General features: G+C 70.2%; 17 protein-coding genes. 12 read left to right on the top strand and 5 right to left on the bottom strand.

Annotated elements, in window-relative coordinates; genetic code table 11:
* Nucleotides 1-71: 71 nt before the first annotated feature.
* Entirely contained in the window at nucleotides 72-581 is a 510-nt protein-coding gene (locus DSC45_RS03125) for a DUF4245 domain-containing protein (RefSeq protein ID WP_119286723.1), read from the bottom strand.
* Nucleotides 582-796: 215 nt separating this feature from the next.
* Here DSC45_RS03125 and glpX point away from each other — a divergent pair, with 215 nt between their 5' ends.
* Nucleotides 797-1,828: a class II fructose-bisphosphatase gene (glpX, locus tag DSC45_RS03120; protein WP_119286721.1), complete on the top strand. Its 1,032-nt coding sequence runs from the start codon at nucleotides 797-799 to the stop codon at nucleotides 1,826-1,828.
* 250 nt (nucleotides 1,829-2,078) lie between these two features.
* Here glpX and DSC45_RS03115 read toward each other — a convergent pair whose 3' ends face one another.
* Entirely contained in the window at nucleotides 2,079-2,474 is a 396-nt protein-coding gene (locus DSC45_RS03115; protein WP_119286719.1) for a WhiB family transcriptional regulator, read from the bottom strand.
* A 158-nt stretch (nucleotides 2,475-2,632) separates the two neighbouring features.
* Nucleotides 2,633-3,349 carry a DUF1707 domain-containing protein gene (locus DSC45_RS03110; RefSeq protein WP_119286717.1) on the bottom strand — a complete coding sequence of 239 codons (717 nt, stop codon included), beginning with the start codon at nucleotides 3,347-3,349 and terminating at the stop codon, nucleotides 2,633-2,635.
* 279 nt (nucleotides 3,350-3,628) lie between these two features.
* On the opposite strand from DSC45_RS03110, the gene DSC45_RS03105 reads away from it, so the two are divergent.
* On the top strand, nucleotides 3,629-5,305 hold the full coding sequence (locus DSC45_RS03105) for a fumarate hydratase (protein ID WP_119286716.1): 1,677 nt from the start codon (nucleotides 3,629-3,631) through the stop codon (nucleotides 5,303-5,305).
* Here the strand turns inward: DSC45_RS03105 and DSC45_RS03100 are convergent.
* On the bottom strand, nucleotides 5,268-6,263 hold the full coding sequence (locus DSC45_RS03100) for an SRPBCC family protein (protein WP_119286714.1): 996 nt from the start codon (nucleotides 6,261-6,263) through the stop codon (nucleotides 5,268-5,270). The two genes, DSC45_RS03105 and DSC45_RS03100, sit on opposite strands and share 38 nt — an antisense overlap.
* Before the next feature lie 52 nt (nucleotides 6,264-6,315).
* On the opposite strand from DSC45_RS03100, the gene DSC45_RS03095 reads away from it, so the two are divergent.
* The 5 genes from DSC45_RS03095 to DSC45_RS03075 all read left to right on the top strand — a co-directional run bounded on the left by DSC45_RS03095 (nucleotide 6,316) and on the right by DSC45_RS03075 (nucleotide 12,016).
* A complete protein-coding gene (locus tag DSC45_RS03095) occupies nucleotides 6,316-6,918 on the top strand; it encodes a TetR/AcrR family transcriptional regulator (protein ID WP_119286887.1) in 603 nt (200 codons plus the stop codon).
* Between the two features lie 160 nt (nucleotides 6,919-7,078).
* The gene (locus DSC45_RS03090; RefSeq protein WP_119286712.1) at nucleotides 7,079-8,491 is read left to right on the top strand and encodes a class II fumarate hydratase; all 1,413 of its coding nucleotides are present in this window, start codon (nucleotides 7,079-7,081) and stop codon (nucleotides 8,489-8,491) included.
* Nucleotides 8,492-8,534: 43 nt separating this feature from the next.
* Complete coding sequence (locus tag DSC45_RS03085; protein WP_119286710.1) at nucleotides 8,535-9,221, top strand: cytidylyl-2-hydroxypropylphosphonate hydrolase; 687 nt, start codon at nucleotides 8,535-8,537, stop codon at nucleotides 9,219-9,221.
* A 98-nt stretch (nucleotides 9,222-9,319) separates the two neighbouring features.
* Nucleotides 9,320-10,012, top strand: a complete 693-nt coding sequence (locus DSC45_RS03080; RefSeq protein WP_119286709.1) for a class I SAM-dependent DNA methyltransferase — start codon at nucleotides 9,320-9,322, stop codon at nucleotides 10,010-10,012.
* A 69-nt stretch (nucleotides 10,013-10,081) separates the two neighbouring features.
* Nucleotides 10,082-12,016 carry a SpoIIE family protein phosphatase gene (locus tag DSC45_RS03075; RefSeq protein ID WP_119286707.1) on the top strand — a complete coding sequence of 645 codons (1,935 nt, stop codon included), beginning with the start codon at nucleotides 10,082-10,084 and terminating at the stop codon, nucleotides 12,014-12,016.
* 117 nt (nucleotides 12,017-12,133) lie between these two features.
* On the opposite strand, the gene DSC45_RS03070 is transcribed toward DSC45_RS03075, so the two are convergent.
* A complete protein-coding gene (locus DSC45_RS03070) occupies nucleotides 12,134-14,404 on the bottom strand; it encodes a transglycosylase domain-containing protein (protein WP_119286705.1) in 2,271 nt (756 codons plus the stop codon).
* A 242-nt stretch (nucleotides 14,405-14,646) separates the two neighbouring features.
* Here DSC45_RS03070 and DSC45_RS03065 point away from each other — a divergent pair, with 242 nt between their 5' ends.
* The 5 genes from DSC45_RS03065 (at nucleotide 14,647) to DSC45_RS03045 (ending at nucleotide 18,693) form a co-directional block, all read left to right on the top strand.
* Nucleotides 14,647-15,594: an SPFH domain-containing protein gene (locus tag DSC45_RS03065; protein WP_119286703.1), complete on the top strand. Its 948-nt coding sequence runs from the start codon at nucleotides 14,647-14,649 to the stop codon at nucleotides 15,592-15,594.
* Nucleotides 15,540-15,887 (top strand): type II toxin-antitoxin system antitoxin, encoded by a 348-nt coding sequence (locus DSC45_RS03060; RefSeq protein ID WP_119286702.1) that lies wholly within the window; start codon nucleotides 15,540-15,542, stop codon nucleotides 15,885-15,887. The genes DSC45_RS03065 and DSC45_RS03060 overlap by 55 nt, the downstream gene beginning before the upstream one ends.
* A gap of 154 nt (nucleotides 15,888-16,041) precedes the next feature.
* Nucleotides 16,042-16,281, top strand: a complete 240-nt coding sequence (locus DSC45_RS03055; protein ID WP_119286700.1) for a hypothetical protein — start codon at nucleotides 16,042-16,044, stop codon at nucleotides 16,279-16,281.
* The gene (locus tag DSC45_RS03050; RefSeq protein WP_119286698.1) at nucleotides 16,248-16,691 is read left to right on the top strand and encodes a hypothetical protein; all 444 of its coding nucleotides are present in this window, start codon (nucleotides 16,248-16,250) and stop codon (nucleotides 16,689-16,691) included. Before DSC45_RS03055 ends, DSC45_RS03050 begins: the two co-directional genes overlap by 34 nt.
* 379 nt (nucleotides 16,692-17,070) lie before the next feature.
* Nucleotides 17,071-18,693, top strand: coding sequence for a hypothetical protein (locus DSC45_RS03045; RefSeq protein ID WP_162929104.1), 1,623 nt, complete (start codon nucleotides 17,071-17,073; stop codon nucleotides 18,691-18,693).
* Nucleotides 18,694-18,758: the final 65 nt, after the last annotated feature.

Raw genomic sequence — 18,758 nt, 5'->3', positions numbered from 1 at the left:
GTCCCGGCCGGGGGTCTTCGTCGTCGCGTACGTGTGCGGAAGGCGCAGGACCGAAGGGACGGGCACCGACCTCAGGACTCGCTGAGCGCTCCCGCGAGCTTGGTCAGGATGCCGATCGAACCGGAGCCGGTGACCACCGTGGTGGACCCCTTGTCCTCGCGCACCAGGGCGTCGTACTCGGAACCCGAGTAGCGCTTCCAGGTGTGGCCGCCGATCTCCTGCGTCACCGAGGTCGCCCGGGCGCCCTGGCTGACCTCCTCGATGAACTTGCGCGGCGTCCGCGTCGACTGCTCGACGGCCGCGTACTGGCCGTTCGGCGCGTGGAAACCGAGGTGCCAGTGATCGTCCTCCTCGCCCCTGTACCGGACGGAGGTCGCCTTCCACTTCGGCGAGAGCCCGTCGGGCGCGAGGACCGGATACGCGGCCGCGCGCCGGGCCGTCGACAGCTCGACCGTGTAGTCCACCTCCTGGACCGGTTCCGTGTCCTTGTCCTTCGGGACGAAGACGTAGACGAAGGCCACGATCACACCGATCACTGCCATCGACAGGATCATGTCCCGGACGGTCTGCTTGCCTTTCATACCTGCCACGCCCCCTATCGTCGCAGGTGCACGCTCCGCTCATGCGTGGGCCCCTCTGCTCAAATTGTCGGCTTGGCGATAGAGTCACGTCGGGATGCCGTGCGGGTATCGGCAGGCGTCCCCTCGAACCCTCGACCGACCGACCGCCCATCACGCCACCCTCGCGGGGACCCCTCCGGGCGCAGGTTTTTCTCGTATCAGAAAGGTGCGCTCTGATGACCGAGCATCATCTCCCGTCCGCTCTGGAGGTCTCTCCCGAGGCTCCCGACCGCAACCTGGCTCTCGAACTGGTGCGCGTCACCGAGGCCGCCGCGATGGCCGCGGGCCGCTGGGTGGGCCGCGGCGAGAAGAACGGCGCGGACGGCGCGGCCGTGCGTGCCATGCGGAGCCTGGTCCACACCGTCTCGATGAACGGCGTCGTCGTCATCGGCGAGGGCGAGAAGGACGAAGCCCCGATGCTCTACAACGGGGAGCGGATCGGCGACGGCACCGGCGCCGAGTGCGACATCGCGGTCGACCCGATCGACGGCACGACGCTGACGGCCCGTGGCATGCCGAACGCGGTCGCGGTGCTCGCGGCGGCCGACCGCGGCGCGATGTTCGACCCGTCCGCCGTCTTCTACATGGACAAGCTCGTCACCGGCCCCGAGGCGGCCGACTACGTGGACATCAACGCCCCGGCGTCGGTGAACATCCGCCGGGTGGCCAAGGCCAAGCGCTCCGCGCCCGAGGACGTCACCGTGATGATCCTCGACCGGCCGCGGCACGACGGGATCGTCAAGGAGATCCGCGAGACGGGCGCCCGGATCAAGTTCATCGCCGACGGCGACGTGGCGGGCTCGGTCATGGCGGTGCGCGAAGGCACCGGCGTGGACCTGCTGATGGGGATCGGCGGCACCCCCGAGGGCATCATCAGCGCCTGCGCGATCAGGTGCCTCGGCGGCGTGATCCAGGGCAAGCTCTGGCCCAAGGACGAGGCGGAGAAGCAGCGCGCCCTCGACGCGGGCCACGATCTGGACCGGGTCCTGTCGACGACCGATCTGGTCTCCGGCGACAACGTCTTCTTCGTGGCCACCGGCATCACGGACGGCGAACTACTCCGGGGCGTGCGCTACCGCGCGGAGACGGCGACGACGCAGTCCCTGGTGATGCGCTCGAAGTCCGGCACGATCCGGCAGATCGACTCGACCCACAAGCTGGAGAAGCTGCGGGCCTACAGCGCGATCGACTTCGACCGGGCCAAGTAGTCGGTACCGGTCGAGCGGCCGCCCGGGCCAAGTAGCCGGTCCGGGCGGGCCGTTCGCCGGACGGACGCTGCGGGGGCGTTGAACGGACGGACTCCGCAAGGACGTTGAACGGACGGCCCGCCGCGCGCGTATCCATGGACGGCGCGCGCGTGGTGGGCCCGCGCGTGAAGAGGGCGCCCCTTGTGCGGAGGGGCGCCCTCGTCCGATTTCCGGGTGCCGACGGCCCGCACTCGCGGGCCGGTGGCGGCGGTCAGCCGGCGGCTGCGATGCGGTCCGTCGCGCGGGTGCTCTGCTGCAGCTCCATCTCACGCCGGCGGCGCCGGGCCAGGACCACTCGGCGCTCGGCCGCGGTCAGCCCACCCCAGACGCCGTACGGCTCGGGCTGCACAAGGGCGTGCTCACGGCACTCGGCCATCACCGGACAGCCTCCGCAGACCCGCTTCGCGGCGTCCTCACGGGAGAGCCGGGCGGCTGTGGGTTCCTTGGACGGTGCGAAGAAGAGTCCGGCCTCGTCCCGCCGGCACACGGCCTCGGTGTGCCACGGAGCATCCTGATCTCGCGCAGGCCCGCGCTGACTCGGAATCGCAGCGGCCCGCTGAGTCGGAACTGCGGCGACCTGCAGGGACTGATGCGGCGTTTGCAGCACGGCCTACTCCTGACGACGGCTTCGCGGCGGGGGTGACGATGCAGCAAGGCCTACCCGCTGTACGCACGCCTATGCACTGAGTTCCGATGAACGGAAGTTCAGACTCATGCCCCCTCGTGCGACCGGGGTGCGCCGTCACCCGCCGCGAAGCGCCGCCGTCAGCCCCCGAGGTGCTTGCGCATGTGCTTGTCGACGTATTTGCCGACGTACTTGTGGAGGTCGGCGATGAACTTGCCGCGCTTGGGCTTCGCCTCGATGTTCCCGAAGACCGAGTAGCCGTCGATCAGGACGACGGGGGCGCCCGGATCCGGCGCCTCCAGGGTCTCCACCTCGAAGTTGCCGAAGACGCCGCTGCCGTTGCCCTTCAGCGTGATGTTCTCCGGAACGGTGATCTCGACGTTCCCGAAGATCGAGAAGCACTTGACGAGGATCTGCTGGTGCTCGAAGACCGCCTCGGTGAGGTCGATCTCGATGTTCCCGAAGATCGAGTACGCGTGGGTGCGGCGGCCCACGCGCCAACGGCCCTTGCGGGTGCTGCTGCTGAAGACCGCGACCAGGTTCTCGTCGGGCTCGTCGGGGATCGGGCCCGGGCGGTACGAGGAGGGCGCGGACGTGGCCGTGCCGCTCCGGGCGGCCGGCAAGTCCCGGACCAGCGGCTCCAGTTCGCCGACCGTCTTGGCGCTGTAGACGCCCTCGACGCGGTCCGTGAACTCGTCCGCGGTGAGCCGGCCCTCGGCCATGGCGTCACGCAGGATGTCCGCGAAACGGTCGCGGTCCGCGTCGGAGGCGCGCAGGTCCGCCTCCGCGACGGGTTCTGCGGCAGCGGCCGGCGCGGTGGGGGCTTCGGGCTTCTCGGGTCGCTTTTCGAGGTCCACCTGAGCAGCGTACCGAAACGCGATAGATCGCGACTAGGGGGAACGTCCCTGATGTTTCCCGGGGCCCACCCCGAGACGACCCCCGGGACCGCCCCCGAGACGCCCCCGAGAGACCGCGGACAGCACCCCGAATCGCACGGACGGGACCCCGGGGACGGGAGGTGCCGGGTGGGCTGCCGGGTGAGCCTCACCTCACCGGAGCGGTCCGCGCGCGAGGTTCTACTCTGGAGGGCGCTGCCCAGGAGGCGCAGCCGTCTGCCGAGTGAGGAATGGCCGAAAATGCCGGAGTTCGCGTACACCGATCTGCTTCCGATGGGAGAGGACTCCACGCCGTACCGGCTGGTGACCTCCGAGGGCGTCTCCACCTTCCAGGCCGACGGGCGCACCTTCCTCAAGGTCGAGCCGGAGGCGCTGCGCAAGCTGGCGGAAGAGGCCATCCACGACATCCAGCACTATCTGCGCCCGGCCCACCTCGCCCAGCTGCGCCGCATCATCGACGACCCGGGGGCCTCGGGCAACGACAAGTTCGTCGCGCTCGACCTCCTGAAGAACGCCAACATCGCGGCGGCGGGCGTGCTCCCGATGTGCCAGGACACCGGCACCGCGATCGTCATGGGCAAGCGCGGCCAGAACGTCCTCACGGCCGGCGGCGACGAGGAGGCCCTGTCCCGGGGCATCTACGACGCGTACCAGAACCTGAATCTGCGCTACTCGCAGATGGCGCCCGTGACGATGTGGGACGAGAAGAACACCGGCTCCAACCTGCCGGCGCAGATCGAGCTGTACGCGACGGACGGCGACGCCTACAAGTTCCTGATCATGGCCAAGGGCGGCGGCTCGGCCAACAAGTCGTTCCTCTACCAGGAGACGAAGGCCGTCCTGAACGAGGCCTCGATGATGAAGTTCCTCGAGGAGAAGATCCGCTCGCTCGGTACGGCCGCCTGCCCGCCGTACCACCTGGCCATCGTGGTCGGCGGCACCTCCGCCGAGTACGCCCTGAAGACCGCCAAGTACGCGTCCGCGCACTACCTGGACGAGATCCCCGGCGAGGGCTCCGAGCTCGGCCACGGCTTCCGGGACCAGGACCTCGAGCAGAAGGTCTTCGAGCTGACCCAGCAGATCGGTATCGGCGCGCAGTTCGGCGGCAAGTACTTCTGCCACGACGTGCGGGTGGTGCGGCTGCCGCGGCACGGCGCCTCCTGCCCGGTCGCCATCGCGGTGTCCTGCTCCGCCGACCGGCAGGCCACCGCGAAGATCACCGCGGAGGGCGTGTTCCTGGAGCAGCTGGAGACGGACCCCGCGCGGTTCCTGCCGGAGACCACGGACGAGCACCTGTCCGAGGACGCCGCGTCCGAGGACGCGGTGAAGATCGACCTCGGCCGGCCGATGGACGAGATCCTCGCCGAGCTCACCAAGCACCCGGTCAAGACCCGCCTCTCGCTCACCGGCCCGCTGGTCGTGGCCCGCGACATCGCGCACGCCAAGATCAAGGAACGGCTGGACGCGGGCGAGGAGATGCCGCAGTACCTCAAGGACCACCCCGTCTACTACGCGGGCCCGGCGAAGACCCCCGAGGGCTACGCGTCCGGCTCGTTCGGGCCGACGACCGCCGGGCGGATGGACTCCTACGTGGAGCAGTTCCAGGCGGCCGGCGGGTCCAAGGTGATGCTGGCCAAGGGCAACCGTTCGCAGCAGGTGACGAACGCGTGCGGCACGCACGGCGGGTTCTACCTCGGCTCGATCGGCGGACCGGCGGCGCGGCTCGCGCAGGACTGCATCAAGAAGGTCGAGGTCGTCGAGTACGAGGAGCTCGGGATGGAGGCGGTGTGGAAGATCGAGGTCGAGGACTTCCCTGCGTTCGTCGTCGTGGACGACAAGGGGAACGACTTCTTTCAGGTCCCTGCCGCTGAGCCGACGTTCACGTCGATTCCGGTGCGGGGGCCGGGGCTGGCGTAGCGCCTCCCACGGGGGAAGGCCCGCCCGCTCCCGAAGAACTCCTGCCGCAGGGGCCTCCTCGAACGCCGGAGGGACTCCCGAGGGCCCGCTCCCCCGCCGACGGTGCCGCGCGGGACAGGTCACGGTGGGTGCGACGGAGCATCGTACGGGCCATGAACGGGTGGACGCGGCCGACCACGGCCCAGTAGAGGCGGGCGCGCGGTGAAGGCGTGGCGGCGACCGTGCTCAGGGTGATGTGGTCCCCGTCGATCAGGATCGAGGCGCGGGCCTTCACCCCGTTCGTCTCCACGCGCAGGAGCAGTTCCCCGTCCTCGTGGGCGATGACGGGGAAGGCGTCGCGGAGGATGCCGGTCCACTGTGCGGGGTCGCGCGGCAGGCCCGGCTGGAGCGGCATGCGGTACGCGTCCTCGTAGGCCGGGCTGTCGAGTGCGGAGCGGATGAGGCGGGCGCGCTCGGGGATCGCGACCGTCTCCGGCCTCGCCCACATGACCCTGCGCAGCAGCCGTACGCGTGCGGAGTGGCGCACCGGGTGGGCGAGCGAACCGGTCGCGACCCGCTCGATGTTGTCGAAGAGCTCCTCGATCATCGTGTCGTGCACGGGCCTGATCCCGGCGGCCCAGGCGAGGTACCGGCTGCCCCTGAACTCCATCTCCAGGACGTGCCGCACCCGGCACCGCCCGTCGTCGAGCGGCGCGACCGACACCTCGTGGTGGCCGACCCAGGGCGGTGTCCCGTCGAAGCGGATCCGCCGCCCCGGTTCGTACTCCGTGACCCGGTAGGTGACCGGGCCGTGGCCGCCGGTCGCACCGACGCCGAGCGGCCTGTCGAACCGCATCGCGTCCCAGACCGGCACCGGGAAGATCGGGTCGTCCGCGGCCGACAGGCGGTCGAGCAGTGCGCCCACCACTGCCGCGGGGACCGGGATCTCCCGCTCGTGGACGTTGTGGATCCAGCCCATCACGCACCTCCATACGCTGCCGTATGGTTTTACCGTACGGTACCGTATGGTCATGGCGCAACGGCAGCAGCGGACGCAGCAACAGGGCGGGAAGAAGCCCAGGTTGACGGCTCAGGACTGGGCGGACGCGGCGCTCGCGGCGATCTCGGAGGGCGGGCTCGCGGCCGTCGCGGTCGAACCGCTCGCCACCCGCCTGGGCACCACGAAGGGCAGCTTCTACTGGCACTTCGCCAACCGCGACGCGCTCATCGACGCCGCCCTCGACCGCTGGGCCGAGATCAACACCGAGGGCACCATCGCCGAGGTCGAGGAGGAGACGGACCCGGAGCGGCGGATCCGGCGGCTCTTCGCCTTCGCCGTCCGGGCGGCCACCGAGGACCCGCTCGAGGTCTCGCTGCTCGCGACCGCCGGACACCCTCGGGTGGCCGAGGCGTTCCACCGGGTGACCGAGCGCCGGGTGGCGTACGTCGCACAGCTCTTCGCCGAACTCGGCTTCCCGCAGGCGGAGGCGCGGCAGCGGGGGCTGCTCGCGTACTCCGTGTACCTCGGCCATGCCCAGCTCGGCCATGCCGCACCTTCCGTGCTGCCCGCCTCGGAGGGCGGGGAGTTCAGTGCGTATCTGGACGATGCGCTCGGCGTCCTGATGCGGCGGTGACGCGGGGCGACCGCCGGAAGGGCTCGTTCTTCAGGTCTCCCGTCAGCAGCGGCCATTTCCCCGGTCGGCCCGGGAACAGTGGCGCCCGTCCCGCGCTTTGTACTGGGTGAGGACCGCCAGGACAGGACAGCTGCTCGAGTTTCCAGGAGGATCGGGGACCATGACCACCGAAGACGGCGCACCGGCGACGGACGAGTTCCGTATCGAGCACGACTCGATGGGCGAGGTCCGGGTTCCCGCCGGCGCCAAGTGGCGGGCCCAGACCCAGCGCGCCGTGGAGAACTTCCCCGTCTCCGGGCAGCGCATCGAGCGCGCCCACATCGAGGCGCTCGCCCGCATCAAGTCCGCCGCCGCCAAGGTCAACGCCGAACTCGGCGTCATCGACAAGGACATCGCCGGCGCGGTCCAGGACGCCGCCGCCGAGGTCGCCGACGGCCGCTGGGACGAGCACTTCCCGGTGGACGTCTTCCAGACCGGCTCCGGCACCTCGTCCAACATGAACACCAACGAGGTGCTCGCCACTCTGGCCACCGAGCGGCTCGGCCGCGAGGTCCACCCCAACGACCACGTGAACGCCTCGCAGTCGTCGAACGACGTCTTCCCCTCCTCGATCCACATCGCCGCCACCGCAGCCGTCACGCACGACCTGATCCCCGCCCTCGATCACCTGGCGGCGGCGCTCGCGCGCAAGTCCGAGGAATTCGCCGACGTCGTCAAGTCCGGACGTACGCATCTGATGGACGCGACTCCGGTGACCCTCGGCCAGGAGTTCGGCGGCTACGCGGCGCAGATCCGCTACGGCGTCGAGCGGCTCCAGGACTCCCTGCCGCGGCTGGCCGAACTCCCGCTCGGCGGGACCGCGGTGGGCACCGGCATCAACACTCCGCCCGGTTTCGCCGCCGCGGTGATCGCCGAGGTGGCACGGGCCACCGGACTGCCGCTGACCGAGGCCCGCGACCACTTCGAGGCGCAGGGCGCCCGGGACGCCGTGGTGGAGACCTCGGGCCAGCTCAGGACCGTCGCGGTCGGCCTGACGAAGATCGCGAACGACCTGCGCTGGATGGCGTCCGGACCGCGGACCGGCCTCGCCGAGATCAACCTGCCGGACCTGCAGCCCGGTTCGTCGATCATGCCGGGCAAGGTGAACCCGGTCGTCCCGGAAGCGGCCCTGATGGTCGCCGCCCAGGTCACCGGCAACGACGCGACGGTCGCGGCGGCCGGCGCCGCGGGCAACTTCGAGCTGAACGTGATGCTCCCGGTGATCGCCAAGAACGTCCTGGAGTCGGTCCGCCTCCTCGCCAATGTCTCCCGGCTGCTCGCCGACCGCACCGTCGACGGCATCACGGCGAACGTCGAGCGGGCCCGGGAGTACGCCGAGTCGTCACCGTCCGTGGTCACCCCGCTCAACAAGTACATCGGGTACGAGGAGGCCGCGAAGGTCGCCAAGAAGTCCCTGGCCGAGCGGAAGACCATCCGCGAGGTCGTCCTGGAGTCCGGTTACGTCGAGCGGGGCGACCTGACCGAGGAGCAGCTGGACGCCGCACTCGACGTCCTGCGGATGACGCGTCCGTAACGCCGTGCCGAGGCCCGTTCAGGACGCTGCGTAATATCTGTCCATGACAGGCCACACGACGCAGACGACGGACGGCGGCGGCACGGGACGCTGGGAGCCCGGAAGCCCGATCCTGTGGCGCTACCGGGAGAACGGCGGGCACCGCCCGCACATCTGCCGCCCCGTGACCGTCGTCTCCGACACCGCGGACCTGCTCGTGGTCTGGCTCGCGCCCGGCACCGAGTGCATCAAGCCGGTCATCGCGGACGGCACCCCCGTACACCGCGAGCCGCTCGCCACCCGCTACACCAGGCCGCGCACCGTACTGCGCGACCAGTGGCACGGCACCGGCGTCCTGAAGCTGGCGCGGCCGGGCGATCCCTGGTCGGTGTGGCTGTTCTGGGAGCCTGGATGGCGCTTCAAGAGCTGGTACGTCAACCTGGAGGAGCCGCATACCCGCTGGTCCGGCGGCGTCGACTCACAGGACCACTTCCTCGACATCTCGGTACGCCCCGACCGCAGCTGGCGCTGGCACGACGAGGACGAGTTCGCCGAGGCGGGCCGCGCGGGCCTGATGGACGCGGAACAGGCGGCCGCGGTACGGGCGGCCGGCCGTGCGGCGGTGGAGGTGATCCGGGCGTGGGGCGCCCCCTTCGCGGACGGCTGGCAGCACTGGCGTCCCGATCCGGGGTGGCCGGTGCCCGCGCTGCCGGCCGACTGGGACCGTACGCCCGCGCAAGTGTCCACATGAGACCCTTGATGCGCCCCCGTGGTCCAAACGTAGGATCGTCCTCCGCAAGGGCGCACGGAAGCAACTTGCAGTGCCGGCACAGCGCTTGACCGTTCGTCATGAAGGGGCAGCAGCACGTGAGCGAGGGATACGAGGACTGGTCCGCGGAAGGCGGGCCCGACCGCAGAGGTCAGGCCGAGGCGTTCGACGCCCTCGGCGAACGGTACGACGAGGCCTTCCCGCACAAGGAGGGTCAGCTCGCCGGTGGTGAGTGGCTGATCAAGCGGCTGCCGCCGGGCTCCCGGGTCCTCGACGTGGGCTGCGGCACCGGACTGCCCACGGCCCGGCAGCTCACCGATGCCGGGCACCACGTGGTGGGTATCGACCTGTCGACGCGGATGGTGGAGCTGGCCCGGCAGAACGTGCCGGACGGCGAGTTCCTGCAGCGCGACATCGCCTCGCTCGAGGCCGAAGGACCGCAAGGAATCGGCCAGTTCGAGGGCATCGCCTGCTTCTTCTCGCTCCTCATGCTGCCCCGCGGCGAGATCCCCGAGACCCTCGTGAGGCTCCGCGAACTGCTGGTGCCACGCGGCCTGATCTCGCTGTCCATGGTCGAGGCGGACCTCGACGACGCGGTGATTCCGTTCATCGGAGAATCAATCCGGGTATCGGGATACCTGCGGGACGAATTGCGCCAGGTTGTGCGCGACGCGGGTCTGGAGATCGCCGGGGAGGACTCGTACGCGTACGCTCCGGCGAGCGCCACCACGGCACCGGAGCACCAGCTGTTCCTCAACTGCCGACGTGTGTGAGAACCACCGAAAGGCTCGTACTGCACGGCGCGCGCTGCGCGCAGCCCCGGACGGACGGATTCTGAACGCGTGACGGAGCACCCCACCTCGCACGAGGGCCGGCGACCGACCACCGCCCGCCCGACCGCCCCCGCGGAACCCCGCGGGGCGCAGCTGCGTTCCCAGGACTCCCCCGAGCACGCACAGCCGCCGGCGCCTGAGGAGCCCGGCGGGCACCGCCCGAGGCCCCGCGCCGCGGGCGAACAGCCGGCGGCCGCCACGGCGGACGCGCAGGCGGCCCGGCGCGAGGGCGACCGGCTGCGGTTCGTGGGGGCGGCGACGCGGCGCATCGCGCGCGGTATCGACCTCGACGAGATCGTGATGGGCCTGTGCCGGGCGACGGTGCCGACGTTCTCCGACGCGATCCTGGTGTATCTGCGCGATCCGCTGCCGGTGGGCGACGAGCGGCCGATCGGGCCGATGGTGCTGCGGCTGAGGCGTACCGACCGGCTGCGCCTGATAGGCGAGGACACCGACACCGAGGGCGGTGGTGTGCTGCTGCCGTCCGCGCAGCAGCAGCTGCAGCCCGAGATGCCGGCCGGCGCCGAGCTGTGCGAGGTGCGCTCCGGCGGCGCCCTCGCCGAGGTCCTCAGGGGCGTACGCCCGGTGTTCACGGACGGGCAGACCGCGCGTGACGCGCTGCCCGAGCTGCTCGGTCCCGGCCGCGTGGTGCCGACAGGACAGCGCACGATCCTGGCGCCGCTGCGGGGCCGGCGCCGGGTGATCGGTGCCGCGGTCTTCGTACGACGGGCCGACAAGCCGGCCTTCGAGCCCGACGATCTCCTGGTCGCAGCCCAGCTCGCCACCCACACCGCGCTCGGCATCGACAAGGCGGTGCTCTACGGCCGCGAGGCCTACATCGCCGACGAGCTGCAGCGCACCATGCTGCCCGAGACCCTGCCGCAGCCCACCGGAGTGCGCCTGGCCAGCCGCTATCTGCCGGCCGCCGAGACGGCCCGGGTCGGCGGCGACTGGTACGACGCGATTCCGCTGCCCGGCAGCCGGGTCGCCCTGGTGGTGGGCGATGTCATGGGGCACTCGATGACATCGGCCGCGATCATGGGCCAGCTCCGGACGACCGCGCAGACCCTCGCCGGACTCGATCTGCCGCCGCAGGAAGTCCTGCACCATCTCGACGAGCAGGCCCAGCGGCTCGGCTCGGACCGGATGGCGACCTGCCTGTACGCGGTGTACGACCCGGTCTCGCACCGCATCACCATCGCCAACGCGGGCCATCCGCCGCCGGTTCTGCTGCACATCGGCGGCCGTGCGGAGGTGCTGCGGGTGCCTGCGGGCGCCCCGATCGGCGTGGGCGGCGTGGACTTCGAGTCGGTGGAGCTGGACGCGCCCGCCGGGGCGACGCTGCTGTTCTACACCGACGGCCTGGTCGAATCGCGGCTGCGGGACGTCTGGACGGGCATCGAGCAGCTGCGTGAACGGCTCGCCGCCACCGCCCAGTTGACCGGCCCGGACCACGCCCCGCCGCTCGAGGCGCTCTGCGACGAGGTCCTCGACATGCTCGGCCCCGGCGACCGGGACGACGACATCGCGCTGCTCGCGGCCCGCTTCGACGGGATCGCGCCGAGCGATGTCGCGTACTGGTACCTGGAGCCGGAGGACTCGGCGCCCGGGCGGGCCCGCCGGCTCGCTCGCAGGGCGCTCAGCCGCTGGGGCCTGGAGGAGATGACCGACTCGGTGGAGCTGCTGGTCAGCGAGGTCGTCACCAATGCCGTGCGTTATGCGTCGCGCCCGGTGACGCTCCGCCTGCTGCGGACCGACGTCCTGCGCTGCGAGGTGGGCGACGACGTGCCGCAGCTGCCGCGCCTGCGGCAGGCCCGGGCGACCGACGAGGGCGGGCGCGGGCTCTATCTGGTGAACAAGCTGGCCCGGCGCTGGGGTGCGACCCGGCTCTCGACGGGCAAGGTCGTCTGGTTCGAGCTGAACCAGAACGGTCCTCAGAGCTGAACCGGAGCGAAGTCCGGCCGCGAGGGAGCGGCCGTCACCGAGCGGCGTGAACGAAGGGCGCCCAGAGCCCGATCGAGGCTCCGGGCGCCCTTTCGCGTGGCGCGTCCCGGCCGGCCGTCAGCGCTCCCGGCGGTCCGGCTGATCCGGGATGCCGATGGTGGGCTGAGACGGGTCGGGCTCCTGCGTCGGCGGGCTGAACGTCGGGGCGTCGGTGACCGGCGGATCCGGCGTCTCGGCGGGCGGCTCCTCCGGCTGGTCCGGCTCGTCGTCGGGAGGTTCGGGAGCGTCCGGGGTCTCGGCGGGCTCGTCCGGCTTCTCCGGCTCGTCCTCCTCCTCGCTCCGCGTCGGCTCCGGCGGCGGGGCGACCCCCATACCCATGTCGGTGTCCAGGTCGAAGCGCGCGTCCGAGCCGCCCTCGAGCGCACCCAGGGTGTACGCGGCCCAGATCCGGGACGGGAAGCCGCTGCCGTGGATCTTGCCCTCGCCGCCGGCTCCGGCGAGCGAGACGTGGTCGAACTCCTTGGCCGGGGTGCCCTCGGGGTTGTTCAGCTCGGCGACCTTCGGGTCCGGGGCCTCGCCGAACATGCCGACCACGGTGACCAGTTCGGGTGTGTAACCGGCGAACCAGGCCGAGACGTTGCTGTCGGACGTGCCGGTCTTGCCCGCCGCCTGGTACTTGCCGGAGCTCACGGCGGCACCGGTGCCGTCGCTGACGACGCCCTGCATGACCGAGGTGACCGAGTCGGCGGTCTGGCGCTTGAGGACCTGATCGCCGACCGGGTCGGGCTTGACGTCGTCCGGACGGTCCTTGTGCGAGGCCTGCTTCACGATGGACGGCGTGACCTTCTTGCCGTGATTGTCGAGGGTCGCGTAGACCCCGGCCATGTCCATCGGGCTCGCGCCCATGGAACCGAGCGTCATCGCCGGGTCCCTGCCGACCTCCTTCATGCCGAGATCGGTGGCGGTGCGCTGCACCCGGTCCATGCCGACGTCCGCACCCATCTGCGCGTAGACCGAGTTGACCGACTGGTCCATGGCCCGCTGCACGGAGATGCTGCCGTAGTCCTTCTTGCCCTCGTTCGGCGGGGCGTAGCCGGACTCGCCGCCCTTCACGGGGCGGCCGCTGGTGCCGTCGTAGACCGTGTTCGCCCGGATCGTCTCGCCGTCCTGGGTCTTGGCGTCGTTGTCCAGGGCGGAGGCGAGGATCACCGGCTTGAAGGTGGAGCCGGGCTGGAAGTCTGCGCGGGTGGCGTTGGACGTGTAGTGCTGTGCGTAGTCCTTGCCGCCGTACAGCGCGACGACCTTGCCGGTCTCCGGGTCGACGGAGACGGCGCCCGCCTGCACGGCGGCGTCGACCTTGCGCTTGTCCTTGTCGAGCTTGTCGGTCAGTGTCTTCTTGACCGACTTCTCCAGCGACTTCTGCTTCTTGCGGTCGACGTTGAGGGTGACGGTCCAGCCGCCGGCCTCGATCTCGGCCTCGGTGACGCCCTCTGCCTTGAGCTGCCGGTTCGCGGCCTCCACCAGGTAACCGGTCTGCCCCTTCAAGCCCTTGGCGGCCTTGGGCTTGTCCGGGTACGGGAACTTCAGGCCCTCGCGCTCGCTCGCGTCGAGCCAGTTCTCCTCGACCATGTTGTCGAGTACGTAGTTCCAGCGGGCCTCGGCGCGCTCCTTGCCCGACTCGGTCGCCGACGCCCAGTCGTACTGGCTCGGGGCCTGCAGCAGCGCCGCCAGGTAGGCACCCTCGCCGACCGTCAGGTCGTCGGAGTCCTTGCCGTAGTAGGCCTGGGCGGCGGCCTGGATGCCGTAGGCGCCGCGGCCGTAGTAACTGGTGTTGATGTAGCCCGCGAGGATGTCGTCCTTGGACTTCTTGCGGTCCACCTTCAGGGAGATGACCAGTTCCTTGAGCTTGCGGCTGACCGTGCGGTCCTGGTTCAGGTAGTAGTTCTTGACGTACTGCTGGGTGATCGTCGAGCCGCCCTGCTTGCCCTTGCCGGAGACGGTGTTGATCAGGCCGCGGGCGGTGCCCTTGAAGTCGACGCCGGCGTCTTTGTAGAAGGACTTGTTCTCGGCGGCGACGAAGGTCTTCTGGACGTCCTTGGGGATCCGGTCGAGGCCGACGATCTCGCGGTTGACGTCGCCGGTACGGGCGAGGACGGAGCCGTCGCTGTACTTGTAGACGTTGCTCTGCTTCTTGGCGTCCTCGGCGGCCGCGGGCACGTCCACATACAGGTAGAGGCCGACGAAGCCCGCCATGGCGATCAGGCCCAGGCCGAAGAGCGTGCCGAGTATCCGCTTCAGCGAGAAGACACGGCGTATGCCCCCGCCGGACCGTTCGCCCCGGCGAGCACCCCCGCCCTGCCTCGTTCGTTGTCCGTCCGCTCGGCCCATTGCCCAGTCGCTCCAGTCAGTTCGGCTCCCCCCGGGTCAGCTCATGAAGCTAACACCGGCCAAGTGGGTCAAGACGCCCCAATCCGGTCGTACCGGGGCGTGACAATCAGCACCCACTCCTAAGGGAACCGACGATCGAGAGGTGCGAAGGGTTGCCGTATCCGTTAAAGTGATATCACTTTGCTTGACCGGTGAAAGCGCGCCGCCGACTCACCGCGCGCCGACCATGACGGGGGACCACCATGTCCGCACAGCACGACACCCCACCCACGACCGAGCCCTCCGCCGGCCCCGAGATGCCCGCGCCCCGGGTCCGCGAGCAGCAGGCGCACTCGATCGGCGGCGGCCTCGCGCTGCTGCTCGGCCTGATCGGCCTGATCGCCGGTGCGGGCCTGATCGTCGTCGGCTCCGTCTCCGGATCGAACGCGGTCAAGGTCACGCTGATCGTCGTGGGCGTACTCGTGGCGATCGCCGCGTTCTTCGCCATGTGCGGCCTGAACATGGTGGCGCCGGGCGAGGCCCGCGTGGTCCAGCTCTTCGGCCGCTACCGGGGCACGATCCGCACCGACGGCCTGCGCTGGGTCAACCCGCTGACCACCCGCACCAAGATCTCCACCCGGGTGCGCAATCACGAGACGGCCGTGCTCAAGGTCAACGACGCCTACGGCAACCCGATCGAGCTCGCCGCGGTCGTGGTGTGGAAGGTCGAGGACACCGCTCAGGCCAGCTTCGAGGTGGACGACTTCCTCGAGTTCGTCTCCACGCAGACCGAGGCGGCCGTCCGGCACATCGCCATCGAGTACCCCTACGACGCGCACGACGAGGCCGGGCTCTCGCTGCGCGGCGACGCCGAGGAGATCACCGAGAAGCTCGCCGTCGAGCTCTCCGCGCGGGTCGAGGCGGCCGGCGTACACATCATCGAGTCCCGCTTCACCCACCTCGCGTACGCCCCCGAGATCGCGTCCGCGATGCTGCAGCGGCAGCAGGCCGGCGCCGTGGTCGCAGCCCGGCGGCAGATCGTCGACGGAGCGGTCGGCATGGTGGAGGCGGCACTCGCCCGCATCACCGAGCAGGACATCGTGGCACTGGACGAGGAGCGCAAGGCCTCGATGGTGTCCAACCTGATGGTCGTCCTGTGCGGAGACCGCGCCCCGCAGCCGGTCATGAACACGGGCTCGCTCTACCAGTGAGCGACGAGTCGACGGGGGCCGCGGCCCCCGACCCCGAGTCCCGGGCGCCGGCCGAGGGCCGGCGCCGGGCCAAGGAGTCGCGCAAGCAGGTACTGCTTCGCCTCGACCCGCACGTGTACGAGGCGCTGGCGCGCTGGGCCGGGGACGAACTGCGCTCGGCGAACGCGCAGATCGAGTTTCTGCTGCGGCGGGCCCTGAAGGAGTCGGGACGGCTTCCCGGCTCCACAGGGCCCATAGCGCGCCGCGGCCGGCCGCCCAAGTCCCCGCCGGACGGCGGGGATTCGGCTCCGTAGTCGCCCGTTCAGCCTCGATCGACGCCCGTTTCGCCTCCGCTCCCCGACCGTTCGCCGCCCGCGCCCCGCTTGGGCCCCGGCCTGGGCCCAAGCGCCCTGGGCCGCCGCTGCCGCGGCCGGCTGCCTTCGGCGCCCGGCCAAGAAGTTCCACTGGATGGAAGAGCCGGACCAGTTCATCAACGCGAACACCCGGTACGGGCCGGGCCGCGCGGCGACGGATGAGGAGGGCGGCGGCCTTCCGGCGGGGCGGGTCGGAGTGTTCGACGCGTACGTCTTCGAGAAGGGCGAGTTCGAGCTCGACGGCGACGGCGGCTTCCAGACGGGCACTACTACGGGAGCGGCGACCGGACCGACAAAGTGGTGGACTTCGACAGGCCGAGGCCGGCCGACCTGAAGAACACCCGCGACCAGCCCGGCACGGGCAAGGTCGACTTCAACGACGCCGACCCGAAGTACCTGGAAACCGACGAGAGCGAGTTCCCCGGCACTGACTATGACGGCGAAGTCCCCAAGGTCAGGGCCGAGTTGACGCATGTGCTCGTCGACGAGCACAGCAGGAGCTTCCCCGGCAAGAACATCTTCGTGGCGAAGTCGTTCAACGAGCTGACCTTCGCCCAGGTGTCCGGGCTCGAGCACTTGGCGGTGGTCGACGGGCACGACGTGTGGGCCGTCGACGACGGCACCAGCAGCACCGAGGGCGACGGCGGCTGTACGAAGCCGGGCCGGCAGGGCGACTTCGAGGCCGACGAGGCCGACGAGGCCGACGAGGCCGACGACAAGACGGTGACGTTCAAGAAGCAGTGAGCGGCCGGGACTTCCGGGGCCGAGGTCATATCCCGGCCCCGGCGCGGGAGTTCGGGCACGCCCGCGGTGCCCGCGGGCAAGGATCCCCCGCCCGCTCCAGGAGCGGCGCCCGCGGGTCGGCCGGCCACCTCCCACCGGTTGGTTTCCCGGGTACGGCCGCATGTGAGGGTGCACGCTCGGCCGGACGCCTCTTGCCCGTTTCGCCTCGCCTCCTGCCCGTTCCGCCCATCGATCGTGCCCGATTGCCCCCCACTTGCACTTTGGGCCCTGGTCTGGGCCTTGGAGCCCTGTGCTCCGGTTCGGCCTCGTGGCACGTTCGGCACTCCCCCCGCCGATGAGCCGCCGACACGGCGAGCGAATGACCAACGAGGTGACCCACGTGAACCGCAGAGACCGAACCGGACACGGTCTGCGCTACGACGCCGGTGCGGGGACCGCCGAATACCTGGCGATCCTCGGCGTCGTCGCGACGATCGTCGGTGCCGTCGTCGCCCTGAACATGCCGGGCGATGTGTCCACGACCACCTCGCAGGCCGTGTGCACCATCCTGGGGAACGGCGACGACTGCGGAGAGAGCTCCGACGGCGACAACGATGTCGGTGGCGGCGGCGACAAGCCGGGCGGCGACGGACCGGACGTCGATCCCGACGACGCCGAGCCGGCGTCCGAGGACCAGCCCGACGAGGACGCCGAACCCGGCGACGACAGCGGGAACACCCTGCCCAGCCTCTGCAACACCCCGCAGGAGCGGTCCTCGAACTCGAACGTGTCCGTCCCCGGCAACGGCCCGACCAGTACGGCAGCCGCCTGGGGCTACTCGCAGCTGGCCAACCTGGTGATCGACAAGATCAACAACGAGAAGAACAAGGAGAAGCGGGTCAAGGCCGCGCTCGACGACCTCTCCTACTGCCTGCCGGACTACAACATCGTCATCGCCAAGGCGCAGGACGGGAACCTCCAGGAGATGGACGGTTCGGCGATGATCCAGACCGTCGAGATCAGTGGCGAGAAGTACCGCATCTACGCCTTCAAGAGCGGCAAGTTCACCTGGGCCGAAGGCAACGACCTCGGCTGGAAGAACCGCGGCTTCCACGGGAACTTCGAGGTCAGCGAGGACCGGCGCACGGTCACCTTCGAGGAGAAGCCCCGCCCGAAGCGCAAGCCGGACTGGAAGCCAGGAGACGAGGGCTGCCAGGTCGAGGGGCAGGAGCCGCCCGACCGGAGCCGCTACTACAACACCTACAGCCCGCTCGACAACGAGGGCTCTTCGGCATCGGTCCGGATGCTCGTGAACGACATGCGCCGCTGCTACCCCGACTACAACGTCGTCGCCATGCACTCGGAGCAGAAGTCGCACTGGGAGGAGGAGCCGGACCAGTTCGTCAACAAGAGCCGGTACCGCCTGAACTCCACCGAGTACCACGACGACGAAGAGGGCAACGACATCGAGTCGGGCCGCGCGGTCTTCGACGTCTACGTCTTCGACAAGGGCAAGTTCAAGAACGACGGCGACGGCGGCCACAACAACTGGGCGCTCTACGGCGACTTCGAACGCGGCGGCAAGGACGACAAGGAAGTCGAGTTCGATACGCCCGACCCCGCCGACCTGAAGAACACCTCCGAGAAGCACGGCAACGGCAAGGTCAACTTCAACGACGGCGCACCGAAGTACACGGACACCGACAAGAGCAAGTTCCCCGGCACGGACTACGACGGCAAGGTCCCGGGTGACAAGGACAAGCTCAACCAGTCCCTGATCGAGGAGTACCGCAAGAGCTTCCCCGACAAGAACATCATCACGGCGAAGTCGTTCGACGACATGGCCTTCTCCGAGGTCTCCGGTCTCGAGCACCTCGCCGTCGTGGACGGGGTCGACGTGTTCGCCATCGACGACGGCACCGTCACCAACAAGGGCGACGGCGGCTGGAAGAACTGGGGCTTCGGCGGCAACTACGACCGCGACGAGGACGACGACAAGACGGTGACGTTCAAGAAGCACTGAGCCCGGCTCCCCCGCGAGCCGTCATGCGATCGAGCGCCGGACAGTCCGTCACGCGGCCTGTCCGG

The sequence above is a fragment of the Streptomyces sp. YIM 130001 genome, assembly GCF_003574445.1.
Classification (GTDB): domain Bacteria; phylum Actinomycetota; class Actinomycetes; order Streptomycetales; family Streptomycetaceae; genus Streptomyces.
The sequence above is the reverse complement of the archived record's forward strand: the minus strand, read 5'-3'. Positions and strand labels throughout refer to the sequence as shown.